At 62.6% G+C, this 17,616-nt stretch carries 15 protein-coding genes; 4 read left to right on the plus strand and 11 right to left on the minus strand.

The genetic code is table 11. The features are described from left to right. Positions 1–84: 84 nt before the first annotated feature. Positions 85–492: a flagellar basal body-associated protein FliL gene (locus AC1RGE_RS23270; protein WP_011064151.1), complete on the minus strand. Its 408-nt coding sequence runs from the start codon at positions 490–492 to the stop codon at positions 85–87. Between the two features lie 158 nt (positions 493–650). On the opposite strand from AC1RGE_RS23270, the gene AC1RGE_RS23275 reads away from it, so the two are divergent. Next, the gene (locus AC1RGE_RS23275) at positions 651–1,628 is read left to right on the plus strand and encodes an NADPH:quinone oxidoreductase family protein (protein WP_011064152.1); all 978 of its coding nucleotides are present in this window, start codon (positions 651–653) and stop codon (positions 1,626–1,628) included. 16 nt (positions 1,629–1,644) lie between these two features. On the opposite strand, the gene AC1RGE_RS23280 is transcribed toward AC1RGE_RS23275, so the two are convergent. From AC1RGE_RS23280 to trxA, 5 genes are all read right to left on the minus strand, one after another. Further along, on the minus strand, positions 1,645–2,295 hold the full coding sequence (locus AC1RGE_RS23280) for a gamma-glutamylcyclotransferase (RefSeq protein WP_342401989.1): 651 nt from the start codon (positions 2,293–2,295) through the stop codon (positions 1,645–1,647). A 214-nt stretch (positions 2,296–2,509) separates the two neighbouring features. Beyond that, positions 2,510–3,478, minus strand: a complete 969-nt coding sequence (locus AC1RGE_RS23285; protein ID WP_011064154.1) for a CDP-6-deoxy-delta-3,4-glucoseen reductase — start codon at positions 3,476–3,478, stop codon at positions 2,510–2,512. Continuing rightward, positions 3,478–4,944 (minus strand): 4-hydroxy-3-polyprenylbenzoate decarboxylase, encoded by a 1,467-nt coding sequence (ubiD, locus tag AC1RGE_RS23290; RefSeq protein WP_011064155.1) that lies wholly within the window; start codon positions 4,942–4,944, stop codon positions 3,478–3,480. Before ubiD ends, AC1RGE_RS23285 begins: the two co-directional genes overlap by 1 nt. Before the next feature lie 125 nt (positions 4,945–5,069). Next, a complete protein-coding gene (gene rho, locus AC1RGE_RS23295; protein WP_011064156.1) occupies positions 5,070–6,329 on the minus strand; it encodes a transcription termination factor Rho in 1,260 nt (419 codons plus the stop codon). 247 nt (positions 6,330–6,576) lie between these two features. Then, entirely contained in the window at positions 6,577–6,906 is a 330-nt protein-coding gene (trxA, locus tag AC1RGE_RS23300) for a thioredoxin TrxA (protein ID WP_003206727.1), read from the minus strand. Between the two features lie 374 nt (positions 6,907–7,280). On the opposite strand from trxA, the gene ppx reads away from it, so the two are divergent. Beyond that, entirely contained in the window at positions 7,281–8,783 is a 1,503-nt protein-coding gene (ppx, locus tag AC1RGE_RS23305) for an exopolyphosphatase (protein ID WP_011064157.1), read from the plus strand. A 174-nt stretch (positions 8,784–8,957) separates the two neighbouring features. Here ppx and ppk1 read toward each other — a convergent pair whose 3' ends face one another. Both ppk1 and hemB read right to left on the minus strand, forming a co-directional pair. Next, positions 8,958–11,177: a polyphosphate kinase 1 gene (ppk1, locus tag AC1RGE_RS23310; RefSeq protein ID WP_011064158.1), complete on the minus strand. Its 2,220-nt coding sequence runs from the start codon at positions 11,175–11,177 to the stop codon at positions 8,958–8,960. 18 nt (positions 11,178–11,195) lie between these two features. Then, positions 11,196–12,209, minus strand: coding sequence for a porphobilinogen synthase (hemB, locus tag AC1RGE_RS23315; RefSeq protein WP_011064159.1), 1,014 nt, complete (start codon positions 12,207–12,209; stop codon positions 11,196–11,198). 207 nt (positions 12,210–12,416) lie between these two features. On the opposite strand from hemB, the gene AC1RGE_RS23320 reads away from it, so the two are divergent. Further along, positions 12,417–13,031 (plus strand): DedA family protein, encoded by a 615-nt coding sequence (locus AC1RGE_RS23320; RefSeq protein ID WP_011064160.1) that lies wholly within the window; start codon positions 12,417–12,419, stop codon positions 13,029–13,031. On the opposite strand, the gene AC1RGE_RS23325 is transcribed toward AC1RGE_RS23320, so the two are convergent. Next, on the minus strand, positions 13,012–14,247 hold the full coding sequence (locus tag AC1RGE_RS23325; protein ID WP_019095411.1) for a sterol desaturase family protein: 1,236 nt from the start codon (positions 14,245–14,247) through the stop codon (positions 13,012–13,014). The genes AC1RGE_RS23320 and AC1RGE_RS23325 overlap by 20 nt on opposite strands. A 113-nt stretch (positions 14,248–14,360) precedes the next feature. Here AC1RGE_RS23325 and elbB point away from each other — a divergent pair, with 113 nt between their 5' ends. Beyond that, a complete protein-coding gene (gene elbB / locus AC1RGE_RS23330; RefSeq protein ID WP_011064161.1) occupies positions 14,361–15,029 on the plus strand; it encodes an isoprenoid biosynthesis glyoxalase ElbB in 669 nt (222 codons plus the stop codon). An 18-nt stretch (positions 15,030–15,047) separates the two neighbouring features. Here elbB and AC1RGE_RS23335 read toward each other — a convergent pair whose 3' ends face one another. Next, positions 15,048–15,503 (minus strand): YaiI/YqxD family protein, encoded by a 456-nt coding sequence (locus AC1RGE_RS23335; protein WP_015637443.1) that lies wholly within the window; start codon positions 15,501–15,503, stop codon positions 15,048–15,050. Positions 15,504–15,582: 79 nt separating this feature from the next. Then, complete coding sequence (locus AC1RGE_RS23340) at positions 15,583–17,481, minus strand: cytochrome c/FTR1 family iron permease (protein ID WP_011064163.1); 1,899 nt, start codon at positions 17,479–17,481, stop codon at positions 15,583–15,585. Positions 17,482–17,616 lie beyond the last annotated feature (135 nt).

The raw sequence follows: 17,616 nt of genomic DNA on the forward strand, positions 1-17,616 counted from the left end.
CACGTAGGAGCCGGTTTGCCGGCGAAGGGCCGCTGGGACGCCTTCGCTGGCAAGCCAGCTCCTACGCCTGTAGCGGGGGCAGGCTTACTGAATGATCAGGTTGTTGAACAACAGGTCTTCCACCACCGGCTTGCCGGTTTCGTCGTTCATGACTTGCTGCACCTGCTTGAGGGCTTCCTGGCGCAGCTTTTCCTTGGCTTCGACGTTATTCATGGTGTCGCTGGTCTGCTGGGCGAACAGCGCCACCAACTGGTTGCGGATCAGCGGCTCGTTGGCCTTGACCGCCTGGGCCGAGGCGTCGCCGGTTACTCGCAGGGCCACGTCGGCCTTGTAGACCTTGAGTTTAGGGCCGCCGTCCAGGCCGTAGTTGCCCACGAAGGGTGGGTTCAGGCTGATGTAGCTGACTTTCGGTGCTTCACCTTCTTTGGCCTCTTCGGCCATCGCTGCCATGGGCAGGGAGAGGGCCAGCAGCAACATGATCCACGCTTTCACAATTCGCTCCTTAATCCGGTTTGCGGCCTAGCATAAAGGCCCGCCCGCCTGAGCCCAAGCACAAGCTTATGGCTGGTCATCAGGACCGGGCATGCTCGTTGACCGCCTGATTCACACTCCTACACTTATCGGCCACCACTCCCAAAGGAATAGCCCTGATGAAAGCCGTGCTGTGCAAAGCCTTCGGCCCTGCCGAAACGCTGGTGCTGGAAGAGGTCGCAAGCCCCGTGCCGAAGAAGAACGAGATTCTGCTGGAAGTGCATGCCGCAGGCGTCAACTTCCCGGACACCCTGATCATCGAGGGCAAGTACCAGTTCAAGCCGCCATTCCCCTTCTCCCCGGGGGGCGAAGCGGCCGGCGTGGTCAGCGCAGTGGGCGAGAAGGTCGGCCACCTCAAGGCCGGTGACCGGGTCATGGCCCTGACCGGCTGGGGCAGCTTCGCCGAGCAGGTGGCCGTCCCCGGTTACAACGTGCTGCCGATTCCCGCCGCCATGGACTTCAATACAGCCGCCGCCTTCAGCATGACCTACGGCACCTCGATGCACGCCCTCAAGCAGCGCGGCAACCTGCAGCCCGGTGAAACCTTGCTGGTGCTTGGTGCCTCGGGCGGGGTCGGGCTGGCCGCCGTGGAAATCGGCAAGGCCATGGGCGCCCGGGTGATTGCCGCTGCCAGCAGCGCGGAAAAGCTCGCCGTGGCCAAGGCCGCTGGTGCCGATGAACTGATCAACTACAGCGAAAGCAGCCTGAAGGACGAGATCAAGCGCCTGACCGGCGGCAATGGCGCAGATGTGATCTACGACCCGGTGGGCGGCGACCTGTTCGACCAGGCCATCCGCTCCATCGCCTGGAACGGCCGGCTGCTGGTGGTGGGGTTCGCCAGCGGGCGCATCCCCGAGCTACCGGTGAACCTGGCCCTGCTCAAGGGTGCAGCGGTGGTGGGTGTGTTCTGGGGCTCCTTCGCCCAGCGCCAGCCCCAGGACAATGCGGCGAACTTCCAGCAACTGTTCGGCTGGTTCGCCGAGGGCAAGCTCAAGCCGCTGGTCTCTCAGGTCTATCCGCTGACGGAGGCTGCGCGAGCCATCGATGATCTCGGCCAGCGCAGAGCGGTGGGCAAGGTCGTGGTGCAGGTGCGCTAAGACCGGCTACAGGGCCTCAATGGGCGTCCGACCCCTTGCAGCGCTTGAGCCGCGCCTCCAGGTTGCGATCCGGCATGGCGTGGCTGCGCAGGGCCTGGACCGTCTGTTCGACATAATCGCGGGTGGTGCCATACCGCCCGCAAGCGCTTTCGAACACCTGGTTCAGGACATCGTCCGGCAGATTGCCGGCATAGCTGGGCAGGTGTCGCTCCAGCACAAAGCCCAGGGCCTGAACCTGGCTGCCATCCTCAAGACGGCAGTTGAGCCAGTGCGGGCGATAGGAGGGATAAGGCATTTCACGCTGCCACAGAGCGTACAGCGAGGCGTCCAGTTGCTCTTCCGGCAGCCGATAGGCGAAGCCGCTGCAGGAGCCGCCACGATCCAGGCCGAACACCAGCCCCGGCAGCTCCGGCGTGCCGCGATGCTCGTGGGACCACAGGTACAGGCCGCGATGATAACCATGCACCCTGCCCCGCTTGCGTTCGACCGCCGAGCATTCCGGCCGCCAGATCAGTGAACCGTAGGCGAACAGCCACACCGGCCCGCCCTTGTGCCGGGCCATGGTGGATTGCATGGAACTGCGAAGTTGGTCGTGCGTCAGCTGCGGGCCCAGATCGAGCCGCGGAGGGTAAGCCAGATTCAGATAACTGGATTCAAGGGCTGTCATGGCGAATAGCGTTCGGCTCCCCGTGTAAAAGAAGTTACTTAATAGAACGCTTGGCAGTAACTGCAAGACACATGAGTTTCAAGGCAAGTTAAGTGCCACTAAGCAGTGGCACATAAGTTGGAGGCTTATATATAACCTACCGGCATTTATTTAATTAGATAAATACCGATAAGCTATATACAGAGTTATAACGCGCCGCGCAGGCCCGATGCAGTCAGGGCCGCGGGGCGTAGGCAAACACGTCGGCGCGCATTTGGTGGGCATCCATCCCGGCACTCACCAGCGCATCCAGGGTGGCGTAGATCATCGCCGGCGAGCCGCTGGCGTAAACGTGTACCGCCGACAGGTCGGTAATGTCCTCGCACACCGCTTCATGCAGCATGCCGCAGCGCCCCTCCCAGCCACACAGGTCGCTGACCACCTTGTGCAGGTAGAGGTTGGGCAGTTGCTGCCACTCGTCCCAGTGTTCCAGCTGGTAGAAATCTTCCGGCCGGCGCACGCCCCAATACAGGTGCACCGGATGCTTGAAGCCGGCGGCCCGACAATGCTCGATCAGGCTGTGCATCTGCGCCATGCCGGTACCGGCGGCGATCAGCACCAGCGGCCCATCCGGCAACTCGGCCAGGTGGGTGTCGCCAAAAGGCAACTGCACCCGAGCCATGCGGTTGCGCTGCAGTTGCTCCATCAGGCTTTGCGCACTGTTCTCGCGCACCAGCACATGCAGTTCCAGATCTCGCCCGCTGTGAGGCGCCGATGCCAGGGAAAAGGCCGACTTCTCACCGTTATCCCGCTCCAGCATCAGGTACTGCCCGGCGTGATAACGCGGCGGCTTGCCGGCCGGTGCCCGCAGCCTGACCCGCCAGACATCGCCGCCGACCTCCAGGCATTCAGTAAGCTGACACGACAGGCTGCGCACCGGCAATTCTCCCAGCGCAAGGACGCCATCCCACAGCACGATGCAGTCTTCCAGCGGCTCTGCAATGCAAGTGTAGAACTCGCCGTGATCACGCACGTCGCCAGCTTGCTGCACGCTGCCCTCCACCAGCAGCGCCGCACAGACATGACAGTTGCCATTGCGGCAGCTCTGCGGGCATTCATAGCCCAGGCGCCGCGCCGCATCGAGAATCCGCTCGCCGGGCAGCGTCTCAAGCACGGCTCCGGAGGGCTGCAAGGTTACACGCATCAATCTATTCCTAACTGATTCCAGATGGCATCGATCCGGCGGGTGACCGCCTCATCCTTGACGATGACCCGGCCCCACTCTCGGGTGGTTTCTCCAGGCCACTTGTGAGTCGCATCGAGCCCCATCTTCGAACCCAGGCCAGACACCGGCGAGGCGAAGTCGAGGTAGTCGATCGGGGTGTTGTCGATCATCACCGTGTCGCGCTTGGGGTCCATGCGCGTGGTGATGGCCCAGATCACATCGTTCCAGTCCCGGGCATTGATATCGTCGTCGGTGACGATAACGAACTTGGTGTACATGAACTGTCGCAAAAACGACCAGACACCCAGCATGACCCGCTTGGCGTGGCCCGGGTACTGCTTCTTCATGGTCACCACCGCCATGCGGTAGGAACAGCCTTCGGGCGGCAGGTAGAAGTCGGTGATTTCCGGAAACTGCTTCTGCAGGATCGGCACGAAGACTTCGTTCAGCGCGACGCCGAGGATCGCCGGCTCATCGGGCGGCCGGCCGGTGTAGGTGCTGTGGTAGATCGGCTTGATGCGGTGGGTGATGCGCTCCACGGTGAACACCGGGAAGCTGTCGACCTCGTTGTAGTAGCCGGTGTGGTCGCCGTACGGGCCTTCATCGGCCATCTCGCCGGGATGGATCACCCCTTCAAGGATGATTTCAGCCGTGGCCGGAACCTGCAGGTCGTTACCACGGCACTTCACCAGCTCAGTGCGGTTGCCCCGCAGCAGACCGGCGAAGGCGTATTCGGAAAGGCTGTCCGGCACCGGGGTCACGGCGCCGAGAATGGTCGCCGGGTCCGCGCCCAGCGCCACCGACACCGGGAACGGCTGGCCCGGGTGCTTCTCGCACCACTCGCGGTAATCCAGCGCGCCGCCGCGGTGGCTCAGCCAGCGCATGATCACCTTGTTGCGGCCGATCACCTGCTGACGATAGATACCCAGGTTCTGCCGGTCCTTGTTCGGGCCCTTGGTCACGGTCAGGCCCCAAGTGATCAGCGGGCCGACATCGCCCGGCCAGCAGGTCTGCACCGGCAGCATGCCAAGGTCGACGTCGTCGCCTTCGATCACCACTTCCTGGCACACCGCATCCTTGACCACCTTGGGCGCCATGGAAATGATCTTGCGGAAGATCGGCAGCTTGGACCAGGCGTCCTTGAGCCCCTTGGGCGGCTCCGGCTCCTTGAGGAACGCCAGCAGCTTGCCGATCTCGCGCAGTTCGCTGACCGCTTCGGCGCCCATGCCCAGGGCCACGCGCTCGGGGGTGCCGAACAGGTTGCCGAGCACGGGGATGTCATAACCGGTGGGGTTTTCAAACAGCAGGGCCGGGCCTTTGGCACGCAAGGTGCGATCGCAGACCTCGGTCATTTCCAGCACTGGGGACACCGGAACCTGGATGCGCTTGAGTTCCGAGCGCTGTTCCAGGCCGCTGATAAAGTCGCGCAAGTCGCGATACTGCATGCGTGAGCCTCGTTTTCGCCGTGGCATTCGGGGCAGGCAGTTTAGCGCCGAACCCACAGGTTCAGAATAGAGAATGTCAGATAGCAAAAAGCCGGGTTTCCCCGGCTCTTGCTGGCCTGATCGATTTACTTGCGTTTCATCGACAGGAAGAACTCATCGTTGGTCTTGGTCTGTTTCAACTTGTCGACCAGGAATTCGATGGCAGCGACTTCATCCATGGGATGCAGCAGCTTGCGCAGGATCCACATGCGCTGCAGCTCGTCGTCGGCGGTCAGCAACTCTTCGCGGCGGGTGCCGGAACGGTTGATGTTGATGGCCGGGAAGACGCGCTTTTCAGCGATCTTGCGGTCCAGGGGCAGTTCCATGTTGCCGGTACCCTTGAACTCTTCGTAGATCACTTCATCCATCTTCGAGCCGGTTTCAACCAGCGCGGTGGCGATGATGGTCAGCGAGCCGCCTTCCTCGATATTCCGCGCGGCGCCGAAGAAACGCTTCGGTTTCTCCAGGGCGTGGGCATCGACACCACCGGTCAGGACCTTGCCTGAACTCGGGATCACGGTGTTGTAGGCACGGGCCAGACGGGTGATGGAGTCCAGCAGGATCACCACGTCCTTCTTGTGTTCGACCAGGCGCTTGGCCTTCTCGATCACCATCTCGGCCACTTGCACGTGGCGGGTTGGCGGCTCGTCGAAGGTGGAGGCGACCACTTCGCCGCGCACAGTGCGCTGCATTTCGGTCACTTCTTCCGGACGCTCGTCGATCAGCAGCACGATCAGATGAACTTCAGGGTTGTTGCGCGTGATGTTCGACGCGATGTTCTGCAGCATGATGGTCTTGCCCGCCTTTGGCGGAGCAACGATCAGACCACGCTGGCCTTTACCGATCGGGGCGCACAGATCGATCACACGACCGGTCAGGTCTTCGGTGGAACCGTTGCCGGCTTCCATCTTCATGCGCACGGTCGGGAACAGCGGCGTCAGGTTTTCGAACAGAATCTTGTTCTTGGCGTTCTCTGGGCGGTCGTAGTTGATGGTATCGACCTTGAGCAGCGCGAAGTAACGCTCGCCTTCCTTGGGAGGGCGGATCTTGCCAACGATGGTGTCACCGGTGCGCAAGTTGAAGCGACGGATCTGGCTTGGCGAGACGTAGATATCGTCCGGGCCAGCGAGATAGGAGGCGTCAGCAGAGCGAAGGAAGCCGAAGCCGTCCTGGAGGATCTCCAGCACGCCATCACCGGAGATTTCCTCACCGCTTTTCGCGTGCTTTTTCAGCAGGGAGAAAATCACGTCCTGCTTGCGCGAACGGGCCATATTTTCTATGCCCATCTGTTCGGCCAATTCGAGCAGTTCGGTAATCGGCTTTTGCTTGAGTTCAGTCAGATTCATATAGGAATGACGTAATCATTTATAGAGGGGGGAAATTAAGCTTTGGGCTTAATGAGGCCGCGCCGCAGAGAAGGCGACAGGATCGCGTACTAATTCGAAAAGGAGAGCGTCGGCGACGGCTTGCAGGGGGCAATGGAGAAACCAGTGCGGGGCCGAATGTAACACCTGAGTTTCGGAGCGTCTAGCCCTCAATTACGAAAAAGCCCCGCATTTTGCGGGGCTTTTCCAGGGCACTGAAAATCGACGCTTAGATGTTGGCGTCGAGGAAGGCAGCCAGTTGCGACTTCGACAGTGCGCCAACCTTGGTAGCTTCGACGTTGCCGTTCTTGAACAGCATCAGGGTCGGGATACCACGCACGCCATGCTTGGCCGGGGTTTCCTGGTTCTCGTCGATGTTCAGCTTGGCAACGGTCAGCTTGCCCTTGTAGGTTTCAGCAATTTCGTCCAGAACCGGAGCGATCATTTTGCATGGGCCACACCACTCGGCCCAGTAGTCGACCAGTACAGCGCCTTCGGCTTTGAGTACGTCGGCCTCGAAGCTGGCGTCGCTGACGTGTTTGATAAGATCGCTGCTCATGGAATTCTCCAGGTTGTAAGCAAAAAAACGTGGCCCATCATATCTGCCCTTCCCGCGTTCAGGAAGCCGGAGATGATTGACTCTAACTATGGTGCCCCACGAGTTTGGGTATAGCTCAGCTGGGGACGTTGCGCGGGTTGCACAGGCCATTCGGCAACCCCGGCCGGCACCACGCACCTGTTGCAGCTGGGTCTTTGCCTGGCTGCCAAGGAGCGGCTCGCCCGATTGAACGGGATCTTTACTGGCCAGGGAACCGCCGGCCCACCGCCCCGGCGCAGGCTTTTATGCGTTGAATCAACGCATTGGACACTGCGCGTTGGCGCGAGCCGTTGATCGTGGCAGGATGGCGAGGTTATCGACCGAGACCCCCAACCATGCCCCAATCCCAAGCCAAGAATCTGTCCCTGATCGCCGCGATCGATCTGGGCTCCAACAGCTTTCACATGGTCGTGGCCAAGGCCCGGAACGGTGAAATCCGCATTCTCGAGCGGCTCGGAGAAAAGGTTCAACTGGCCGCCGGCATCGACGAAGAACGCCAGCTCAACGAAGAATCCATGCAGCGCGGTCTCGACTGCCTCAAGCGCTTCGCCCAACTGATCAACGGCATGCCCCAGGGCACGGTGCGCATCGTCGGCACCAACGCCCTGCGCGAAGCCCGCAACCGCGGCGAGTTCATTCGCCGTGCCGAGGAAATCCTCGGCCACCCGGTGGAAGTCATCTCCGGCCGTGAAGAAGCCCGCCTGATCTACCTCGGGGTGTCCCACACCCTCGCCGACACCCCGGGCAAGCGCCTGGTGGCCGACATCGGCGGCGGCAGTACCGAATTCATCATCGGCCAGCGCTTCGAACCCCTGCTGCGCGAAAGCCTGCAGATGGGCTGCGTAAGCTTCACCCAGCGCTATTTCCGCGATGGCAAGATCACCCCTGCCCGCTATGCCCAGGCCTACACCGCCGCACGCCTGGAGATCATGAGCATCGAACATGCCCTGCATCGCCTGACCTGGGACGAAGCCATCGGCTCGTCCGGAACCATTCGTGCCATTGGCCTGGCCCTCAAGGCTGGCGGCCAGGGTAGCGGCGAGGTCAACGCCGAAGGGCTGGCCTGGCTCAAGCGCAAGCTGTTCAAGCTCGGCGACGCCGAGAAGATCGACTTCGAAGGCATCAAGCCCGACCGCAGGGCGATCTTCCCCGCCGGCCTGGCAATTCTCGAAGCGATCTTCGATGCCCTGGAACTGCAACGCATGGATCACTGCGAAGGCGCCCTGCGTGAAGGCGTGCTCTACGATCTGCTGGGCCGCCATCATCACGAAGACGTCCGCGAACGCACCCTCAGCTCGCTGATGGAGCGCTACCACGTCGACCTGGAACAAGCCTCGCGCGTTGAAGGCAAGGCCCTGCGCGCCTTCGACCAGGTGGCCGCGGACTGGGACCTGGAAGACGGCATCTGGCGCGAACTGCTGGGCTGGGCGGCCAAGGTCCATGAAGTGGGGCTGGACATTGCCCACTATCACTACCACAAGCACGGTGCCTACCTGATCGAGCACTCGGACCTGGCGGGTTTCTCCCGGGAAGACCAGCAGATGCTGGCTCTCCTGGTGCGCGGCCACCGCCGCAACATCCCCAAGGAAAAATTCGCCGAGTTCGGCGACGACGGCATCAAGCTGATCCGGCTGTGCGTGCTGCTGCGTTTCGCCATCCTCTTCCATCACATCCGTGGCACCCAGCAAATGCCTCAGGTGAGCCTCAGCGCCCTGGGCGATCAGCTGGACGTGGAGTTCCCGGAAAACTGGCTGGATGAAAACCAGCTGACCCAGGCCGACTTCGCCCTGGAAGCCGAATGGCTGACCCGGGTGGGCATCGTGCTCAACGTCAACTGACCCTGCCACGGAGCTGCAGGAGCCGGCTTGCCGGCGAAAAGGCCGCTACCCCTTGCATCGCCCTCAGGGGCGCCTTCGCTGGCAAGCCAGCGCCTACAGTTCTTGCAAGCCGCACAAAAAAGGCCAGCCCGGTGATCGGGCTGGCCTTTTTATTATCGGCGACGCCTGACGCGCTTAGCGCACCGGCAGTACCGGGCTGCCAAGGCGCTCCAGCAGGGTTGCCTGCGCACTGCGCGGGTTCTGGTTGCCGGTCGGCGTATTGCGGATATAGCGGCCGTCGGACTGCAGGCTCCAGCTGTGGGTGTTGTCGGTGAGATAGCTCTCCAACTCTTTCTTGACCCGCAGAATCAGCTTCTTGCCTTCCACCGGGAAGCAGGTCTCGACCCGCTTGTCGAGGTTGCGCTCCATCCAGTCGGCGCTGGAAAGGAACATCTGTTCCTCGCCGCCATTGAGGAAGTAGAACACCCGGGTGTGCTCCAGGAAGCGGCCGATGATCGAGCGCACGTGGATGTTGTGCGAGACCCCGGCAATGCCCGGACGCAGGCAGCACATGCCACGCACCACCAGGTCGATGCGCACGCCCGACTGGCTGGCCTTGTACAGCGCGCGAATGATCTTCGGATCGGTCAATGAGTTGAACTTGGCGATGATGTGCGCCGGTTTGCCGTCCAGGGCGAACTGAGTCTCCCGGGCGATCATGTCGAGCATGCCCTTCTTCAGGGTGAACGGCGCATGCAGCAGTTTCTTCATGCGCAGGGTCTTGCCCATGCCGATCAACTGGCTGAACAGTTTACCGACGTCTTCGCACAGGGCGTCATCGGACGTCAGCAGGCTGTAGTCGGTATACAGACGGGCGTTGGCCGCGTGGTAGTTGCCGGTACCCAGGTGCGCATAACGCACGATCTCGCCGGCTTCGCGACGCAGGATCAGCATCATCTTGGCGTGGGTCTTGAACCCCACCACGCCGTAGATCACCACCGCACCGGCCGCCTGCAGACGGCTGGCCATCTGCAGGTTGGACTCTTCGTCAAACCGCGCACGCAATTCGATCACCGCGGTGACCTCCTTGCCGTTGCGCGCCGCGTCCACCAGGGCGTCGACGATCTCCGAGTTGGCACCACTGCGGTACAGGGTCTGGCGCACTGCCAGCACATGCGGGTCCTTGGCAGCCTGGCGCAGCAGGTCGACCACCGGGGTGAAGGATTCGAACGGGTGCAGCAGCAGGATGTCCTGCTTGCTGATGACGCTGAAGATGTTCTCGCTGTTCTGCAGCAGCTTGGGGATCTGCGGGGTGAACGGGATGTATTGCAGCTCCGGGTGGCTGTCCAGGCCGGTGATGCTGAACAGCCGCGTCAGGTTCACCGGGCCGTTGACCTGGTACAGCTCGGTCTCGTGCAGGTTGAACTGCTTGAGCAGGTAGTCCGACAGGTGCTTGGGGCAGGTGTCGGCCACTTCCAGGCGCACCGCGTCACCGTAGCGACGGGAGAACAGCTCGCCGCGCAGCGCACGGGCCAGGTCTTCGACGTCCTCGGTGTCCACTGCCAGGTCGGCGTTTCGGGTCAGGCGGAACTGATAGCAGCCTTTTACCTTCATGCCCTGGAACAGGTCATCGGCGTGGGCGTGGATCATCGACGAGAGGAACACATAGTTGTCGCCAGGGCCGCCGACTTCTTCGGGCACCTTGATGATCCGCGGCAGCAGGCGCGGCGCGGGGATGATCGCCAGACCCGAATCGCGCCCGAAGGCGTCGATGCCCTCCAGCTCGACGATGAAGTTCAGGCTCTTGTTCACCAGCAATGGGAAAGGGTGCGTCGGGTCCAGGCCGATGGGGGTGATGATCGGCGCGATCTCGTCGCGGAAATAGCGGCGAACCCAGGTCTTGAGCTTGGTGGTCCAGTAGCGGCGACGGATGAAGCGGATCTGATGTTTTTCCAGTTCCGGCAACAGGATGTCGTTGAGGATCGCGTACTGGCGGTCGACATGCCCGTGCACCAGTTCGCTGATGCGCGCCAGCGCCTGGTGCGGCTGCAGACCGTCGGCACCGGCCTGTTCGCGAGCGAAGGTGATCTGCTTCTTCAGGCCCGCCACGCGGATCTCGAAGAACTCGTCCAGGTTGCTGGAGAAGATCAGCAGGAACTTCAGGCGCTCCAGCAACGGATAGGACTCATCCAGTGCCTGCTCCAGCACGCGGATGTTGAATTGCAGCTGCGACAGCTCGCGGTGGATGTACAGGCTGCTGTCATCCAGGTTGGGAATGACGATGGCCGGTGCCGGTTGCGTCTCGGCCACCGCGACCGGGGCCACTGGCTCCAGTTCCGGCGGGGTCTCCACCACTTGCTCGACCACCGGCTGAGCTTCTTTTACGGCAACTTCTGAGAGTCCTTCAGTATTCATCGCGTGTTCCTGGGAGGGCTATTTTTGCTCTCGTAACAATTGAGCAGCACGAACGGCAAAGTAAGTCAGGATGCCATCGGCACCTGCACGTTTAAAAGCGGTCAGGGATTCAAGAATAACCCCCTCACCCAACCAACCATTCTGGATTGCTGCCATGTGCATGGCGTATTCGCCGCTGACCTGATAGACAAAGGTCGGCACCTTGAATTCATCTTTGACCCGCCAGAGGATGTCCAGGTACGGCATGCCCGGCTTGACCATGACCATGTCCGCGCCTTCGGCGAGGTCCGCCGCCACTTCATGCAGGGCTTCCTGGCCGTTGGCCGGGTCCATCTGGTACGAGGCCTTGTCGGCCTTGCCCAGGTTCAACGCCGAGCCCACCGCATCGCGGAAGGGGCCGTAGTAGGCGCTGGCGTACTTGGCCGAGTAAGCCATGATGCGCACGTTGGCATGCCCAGCCAGTTCCAGGGCCTCGCGGATCGCCTGGACCCGCCCGTCCATCATGTCCGACGGTGCCACCACCTGGGCGCCGGCCTCGGCATGGGACAGGGCCTGGCGCACCAGGGCGTCGACGGTGATGTCGTTCTGCACATAACCCTGTTCGTCGAGGATGCCGTCCTGGCCATGGGTAGTGAACGGATCAAGGGCAACGTCGGTGATCACCCCCAGAGCCGGAAAGCGTTCGCGCAGGGCGCGGGTGGCACGCTGGGCGATGCCGTCGGGGTTCCAGGCCTCGGCCGCATCCAGGGACTTGAGCGCCCCGGGCGTCACCGGAAACAGTGCCAGTGCCGGAATTCCCAGTTCGACCCAGTTCGCCGCCTCTTCCAGCAGCAGGTCGATGGTCAGGCGCTCGACCCCGGGCATCGAAGCCACCGCCTCGCGGCGATTCTCACCCTCGAGCACGAACACCGGCAGGATCAGGTCATCCACGCTCAGGCGGTTTTCCCGCACCAGACGGCGGGAAAAGTCATCGCGACGGTTGCGCCGCAGACGAGTGGCTGGAAACAGGCGGTTGGCGGGGGTAAAGCTCACGGCGGACTCCAGGGCTCGCGCTGGCGGACGAGCGGGACAGTTATAAGCGGGCATTATGACGAACAGATGACAGTTGTGCTCAAGCTGTTGACCGGCAGCAACACTCATTGTCATTGGCCGGATTGTTCACGTCGAGACACATTTCGATACTTTCCCGAACGTCGTCGAAGGGGTAGGCTGCGCGTTCATTTCGCCAGCATCCAGACAATGCTCCAACAATTTCTTCAGGATTTCGGCTACTTCGCCCTCTTTCTCGGCACGTTTTTCGAAGGCGAAACCATTCTGGTTCTTGCCGGATTTCTCGCGTTCCGCGGATACATGGATATCAACCTGGTGATGGTGGTTGCCTTCTTCGGCAGCTACGCCGGTGACCAGCTGTGGTACTTCCTGGGGCGCAAGCATGGCCGCAAGCTGCTGGCGCGCAAACCGCGCTGGCAAATGATGGGTGACCGGGCGCTGGAGCATATCCGCAAGCACCCGGATATCTGGGTACTGAGCTTTCGCTTCGTCTACGGGCTGCGCACCGTGATGCCGGTGGCCATCGGCCTGTCCGGCTATCCGCCGGGCCGCTACCTGCTGCTCAACGGTATCGGCGCAGCGATCTGGGCCATAGCCCTGGCCCAGGCGGCCTACCATTTCGGCGCAGTCATGGAAGGCATGCTCGGCAGCATCAAGAAGTACGAGCTGTGGGTGCTGGGCGCCCTGCTGGTCCTGGGCTTCGGCCTGTGGCTGCGCCGGCGCTTCAAGAACGCACGCCTGGCCAAGCAGATCTACGAAGCCGAACAGGCCTCCGCCCGGGAACCTAAGACGCCAGCCGAGTAACACGCGAGCCGCAGCCATACAGCCCGCAGACACTCAGCAGGCTGTAGCTGCCCAGCGCCACCCAGGCCAGGGGGCTGGCCGGCCACAGACCGACCAGCGGCGCCAGCCATACCAGGGGCAGATTCAGCAGCAGCCGCGCCCCTTCCAGTTTCAGGCTCCAGGGCCGATCCTCCAGAGCCGCGCCCAGTACGAACAGACCCAAGGCCATCGCGCCCCAGCCCAGCAAAAGTGCCTGGACCGACAGGCTGCTCTGGGCATTCATCAGGTAACTGCCCAGGGCTACATACACCGCGAACTGCAGCACCACGTACACCTGACGCCGCACATCCAGGGCCACCTCGAATTTGCGAAACTGGCTCAGCTCCGTCTTGGCCAGGGGATAACGGGCCTGCACATCCGCCGGGCGCCAGCCGGTGCGCATGAACCAGATCCGCAGCTTGTCCCGCACATGCTCGGTGCGCCGGGCATCATTCCAGAGCTGGGCATAGAACTGCAGATTGGCCCACAGCGGGTTCCAACTGGCCAGCGGGGTCGTCACGCCGAACACCACGGGCTCGTTGTCGTCCTCTTCCTGGTAGGTGCCGAACAGCCGGTCCCAGAGAATGAACACCCCGCCGTAGTTGCGATCCATATAAAGAGCGTTCTGCGCGTGATGGGCCCGGTGATTGGAGGGGGTCACGAAGAACCATTCATACCAGCCCAGCTTGCCGATGTGCCGGGTATGCACCCAGAACTGATACAGCAGATTGAGGGCTGCCACCGTGACGAACACCACCAGCGGCACCCCGAGTACCGCCAGGGGCAGGTAGAAGATCCAGCTCAACAGGAAGCCGGTGCTGGTCTGGCGCAGAGCCGTGGAGAGGTTGTAGTCCTCGCTCTGGTGGTGCACCGAGTGAGCGGCCCAGAGGATATTGCGTTCATGACCGCAGCGATGCAGCCAGTAGTAGCAGAAGTCGTACAGGACAAAGGCCCCGATCCATACCCAGAGGCTGTGCGCCGGCAGCTCGAACAGCCCCCAGTGCTGGAGGGCGAAGGTATAAGTGACCAGGCCCAGCCCCTTGGTCAGCAGGCCCGTGGTGGTGGACAACACGCCGGTGCTGATGCTATTGACCGCATCGGCAACCCGGTAGTTATTCACTCCCCGCCAGCGATCGGCCAACAATTCAGCAACAATCAACACAAAGAAAAACGGCACCGCATAGAGGATGAGGTTCATGGCGCGACCCGATCGATATCGATAACCAAGATTAGGTCCGACGACTCCATCCCCCTATGGCCAGGTGTGACAAACAGGCGGACATTTAGCGCCATGAATCTGGAGAAAAACCCATGAGCAAAAAAGTTGCAGTGATCCTTTCCGGTTGCGGCGTGTTCGACGGCGCCGAAATCCACGAAAGCGTGATCACCCTGCTGCGCCTCGACCAACGCGGCGCCCAGGTGCAGTGCTTCGCCCCGAACATCCCCCAGATGCATGTGCTCAACCACCTGACCGGCGAAACCATGGCCGAGAGCCGCAACGTGCTGGTGGAATCGGCGCGCATCGCCCGGGGTGAGGTCAAGGACCTGCGCGAAGCCCGCGTCGAAGACTTCGATGCGCTGATCATTCCCGGTGGCTTCGGGGCGGCCAAGAACCTCTCCAGCTTCGCCACCGAAGGCGCTGCCTGCACAGTCCAGGCCGACGTCCTGGCCCTGGCCGAAGCCTTTGCCGAAGCCGGCAAGCCGGTGGGCCTGATGTGCATCGCCCCGGCCATGGCCGCGAAGATCTACGGCCCCGGCGTGACCTGCACCATCGGCAACGATGCCGACACCGCAGCCGCCCTGGGCAAGATGGGCGCCACCCACGCCGAATGCGCAGTGGGCGAGATCATCGAAGACAAGGCGCGCAAACTGGTGAGCACCCCCGCCTACATGCTGGCGAAATCCATCAGCGAAGCGGCCTCGGGCATCAACAAACTGGTGGACCGGGTGCTGGAGCTGACCCACGAAGGCGACAAGTGAGCCTCTAGCGAGCGCCCCTCAGGCCTGGCGCGCCAAGCGCGTCAGGATGCGGTCCAGGGCGTTGGCGAAGGCCTGTTTTTCCCGGTCGCCATAGGGCGCTTGCCCACCACTGACCTGCCCCTGTTCACGCAGGTCGGTAAACAGGTTGCGCACCGCCAGGCGCTCGCCCATGTTCTGTGCGTCGAACTCCTTGCCCCGCGGGTCCAGGGCCGCCACGCCCTTTTTCACCAGGCGGTCGGCCAGCGGCACGTCACTGCAGATCACCAGTTCACCGGGCACTGCGTGCTCCACCAGGTAATCGTCGGCGGCATCCGGGCCGCTGGGCACCACGATCAGCCTGACGCAGGCGAAGGCCGGCTTGATCTGCGCCTGTCCGGCCACCAGCACCACTTCGAACTGGCGCTTCAGGGCGAAGCGCACTACTTGATCCTTGGCCGCCTTGGGGCAGGCATCGGCATCGATCCAGACACGCATTGAATGTTCTCCCTCCAGAATGCAGAACGGGCAAGCCGCCCCTTCAGGAGCGGGCTTGCCCGCAATCAACTACGCCGGCTCAGGAAGCCTGCACGCGGCGCTTCTCACTCATGCGGCTGCGGCTGTAGAGCACCACGATCGCCAGGATCGCCACCGCCTGGGCACCCAGCGAGTAGGCGTCGGCATGAATACCCAGCCAGTCGAAGTCGAAGAACGGCACTGGCCGCGTACCGAAGATACCCGCTTCCTGCAACGCCTTGACGCCGTGCCCGGCGAACACCACCGACAAGGCGCAGAGCAGTGCCGCGTTGATGCCGAAGAACAGCGCCAGGGGCAGCTTGGCCGAGCCCCGCAGGATCACCCAGGCCAGCCCCACCAGCAGCACCAGGGCGGTGGCGCCACCGGCCAGTACCGCGTTGTGCCCGGCAGGGCCGGCCTGCAGCCACAGGGTTTCGTAGAACAGGATCACTTCGAACAGCTCGCGATAGACCGAGAAGAACGCCAGCACCGCAAAGCCGAAACGCCCGCCGCCGCCCACCAGGCTGCTCTTGATGTAGTCCTGCCAGGCCGCCGCATGCCGGCGGTCATGCATCCACACCCCGAGCCACAGCACCATGACACTGGCGAACAGCGCGGTGGCGCCTTCGAGCAGTTCACGCTGGGAACCGCTGACATCGATCACGTAGGCCGCCAAGGCCCAGGTACCCAGGCCGGCCAGCAAGGCCAGTCCCCAGCCGACGTTGACACTGCGCACCGCCGATTGCTGGCCGGTGTTACGCAGGAAGGCGAGGATGGCCGCCAGCACCAGGATCGCTTCCAGGCCTTCGCGCAGCAGGATCAGCAGGCCGGAAATAAAACTCAGAGACCAGCTCAGGCTGTCGCCGCCCAGAAGCTCGGCGGACTCCTTGAGCTTGGCCTTGGCCGCGTCCAGACGCTGTTCGGCCTGGGCCACCGGCAAACCGTCCTGCAACGACTGCCGGTAGGCCATCAGGGCCTTTTCGGTATCTTTGCGGACGTTGGCATCGACGTTGTCCAGGGAGCTTTCTACCAGCTCGAAACCTTCCAGGTACGCCGCTACCGACAGATCGTAGGCCTGTTCGTGATCACCGCTGCGATAGGCCGCCAGGCTCTTGTCCAGGGTCGATGCGGTGTAGTCCAGCAACTGCGCCGGCCCCCGCTTGACCTGAGGCGGCTGGGCCCGCTGGGCACGGAAAGTCGCGGCTGCCTGAGGGCCCTGGGCGGCCAGTACTTCACCCGGAGTCTGCCGGGCCAGGTCGGCCAGATTGAAGCTCTGCTCGCCCTTGGCGGCCGCAGGGTCGGCGCTGAAACTGGCGATGTAGGTGGCCAGGTCCCAACGCTGGCGATCATCCAGTTGATCAGCGAAGGACGGCATGTCGGTGCCTTCCACGCCCAACCCCAGGGTGTTGTAGATGGCATACAGGCTCAGGCGGTCGAGACGTTCGACATCCCGCAGGTTGGCCGGTGGTGGGGTCATGCCCACGCCCGCCGGACCATCGCCGGCGCCCTGCTCGCCATGGCACACCGAGCAGTGCTGGGCGTACAACGGCGCGCCACGGGTCGGATCCGGGGTGATGATCGGCGCCTGGCTGACCTCATAGGCTACCGCCAGCCGAGCCCCCATCTGCCGCGCCTGGCGAGCTACCTGATTGCCATCGACGCGGTCATCCACCGCTTTGCGCAGGCTGACAACGCCTTGCTCCAGTTCAGCCTTTTCCGGTTTGGCCGGCAGATCGGCGATCAACCCCTGCAGGACGCCGAGAAACTCCACCTGCTCACGGTACTCGGACTCGTCAATGACCTTGCCCCCCTCGACCGTGGCGGGATAGTCCGCGCCAATGTAATCCAGCAGATGCAGGGCCTTGGGCGCGCCGTCGACGGTATCGGCCAGCAGGTTGAAGCTGAAAAGCGCCAGCACCGGCAACACTAGCAACGCCAGTAAACGGGAAGGGGCAATCATGAATAAATCTCAAAGGGAAATAAGAAGTAACATATTGTTCCCTCCCAACGAGTTTCACTCAAGGCTTATCAGCCCCGCTGAAACATCTTCGCTCACAGGCCACCAGCCTCACGCCCAGCTAGCACCCGCTCCCCT

It is taken from the genome of Pseudomonas sp. GW823-FHT02C05 (assembly GCF_058797595.1).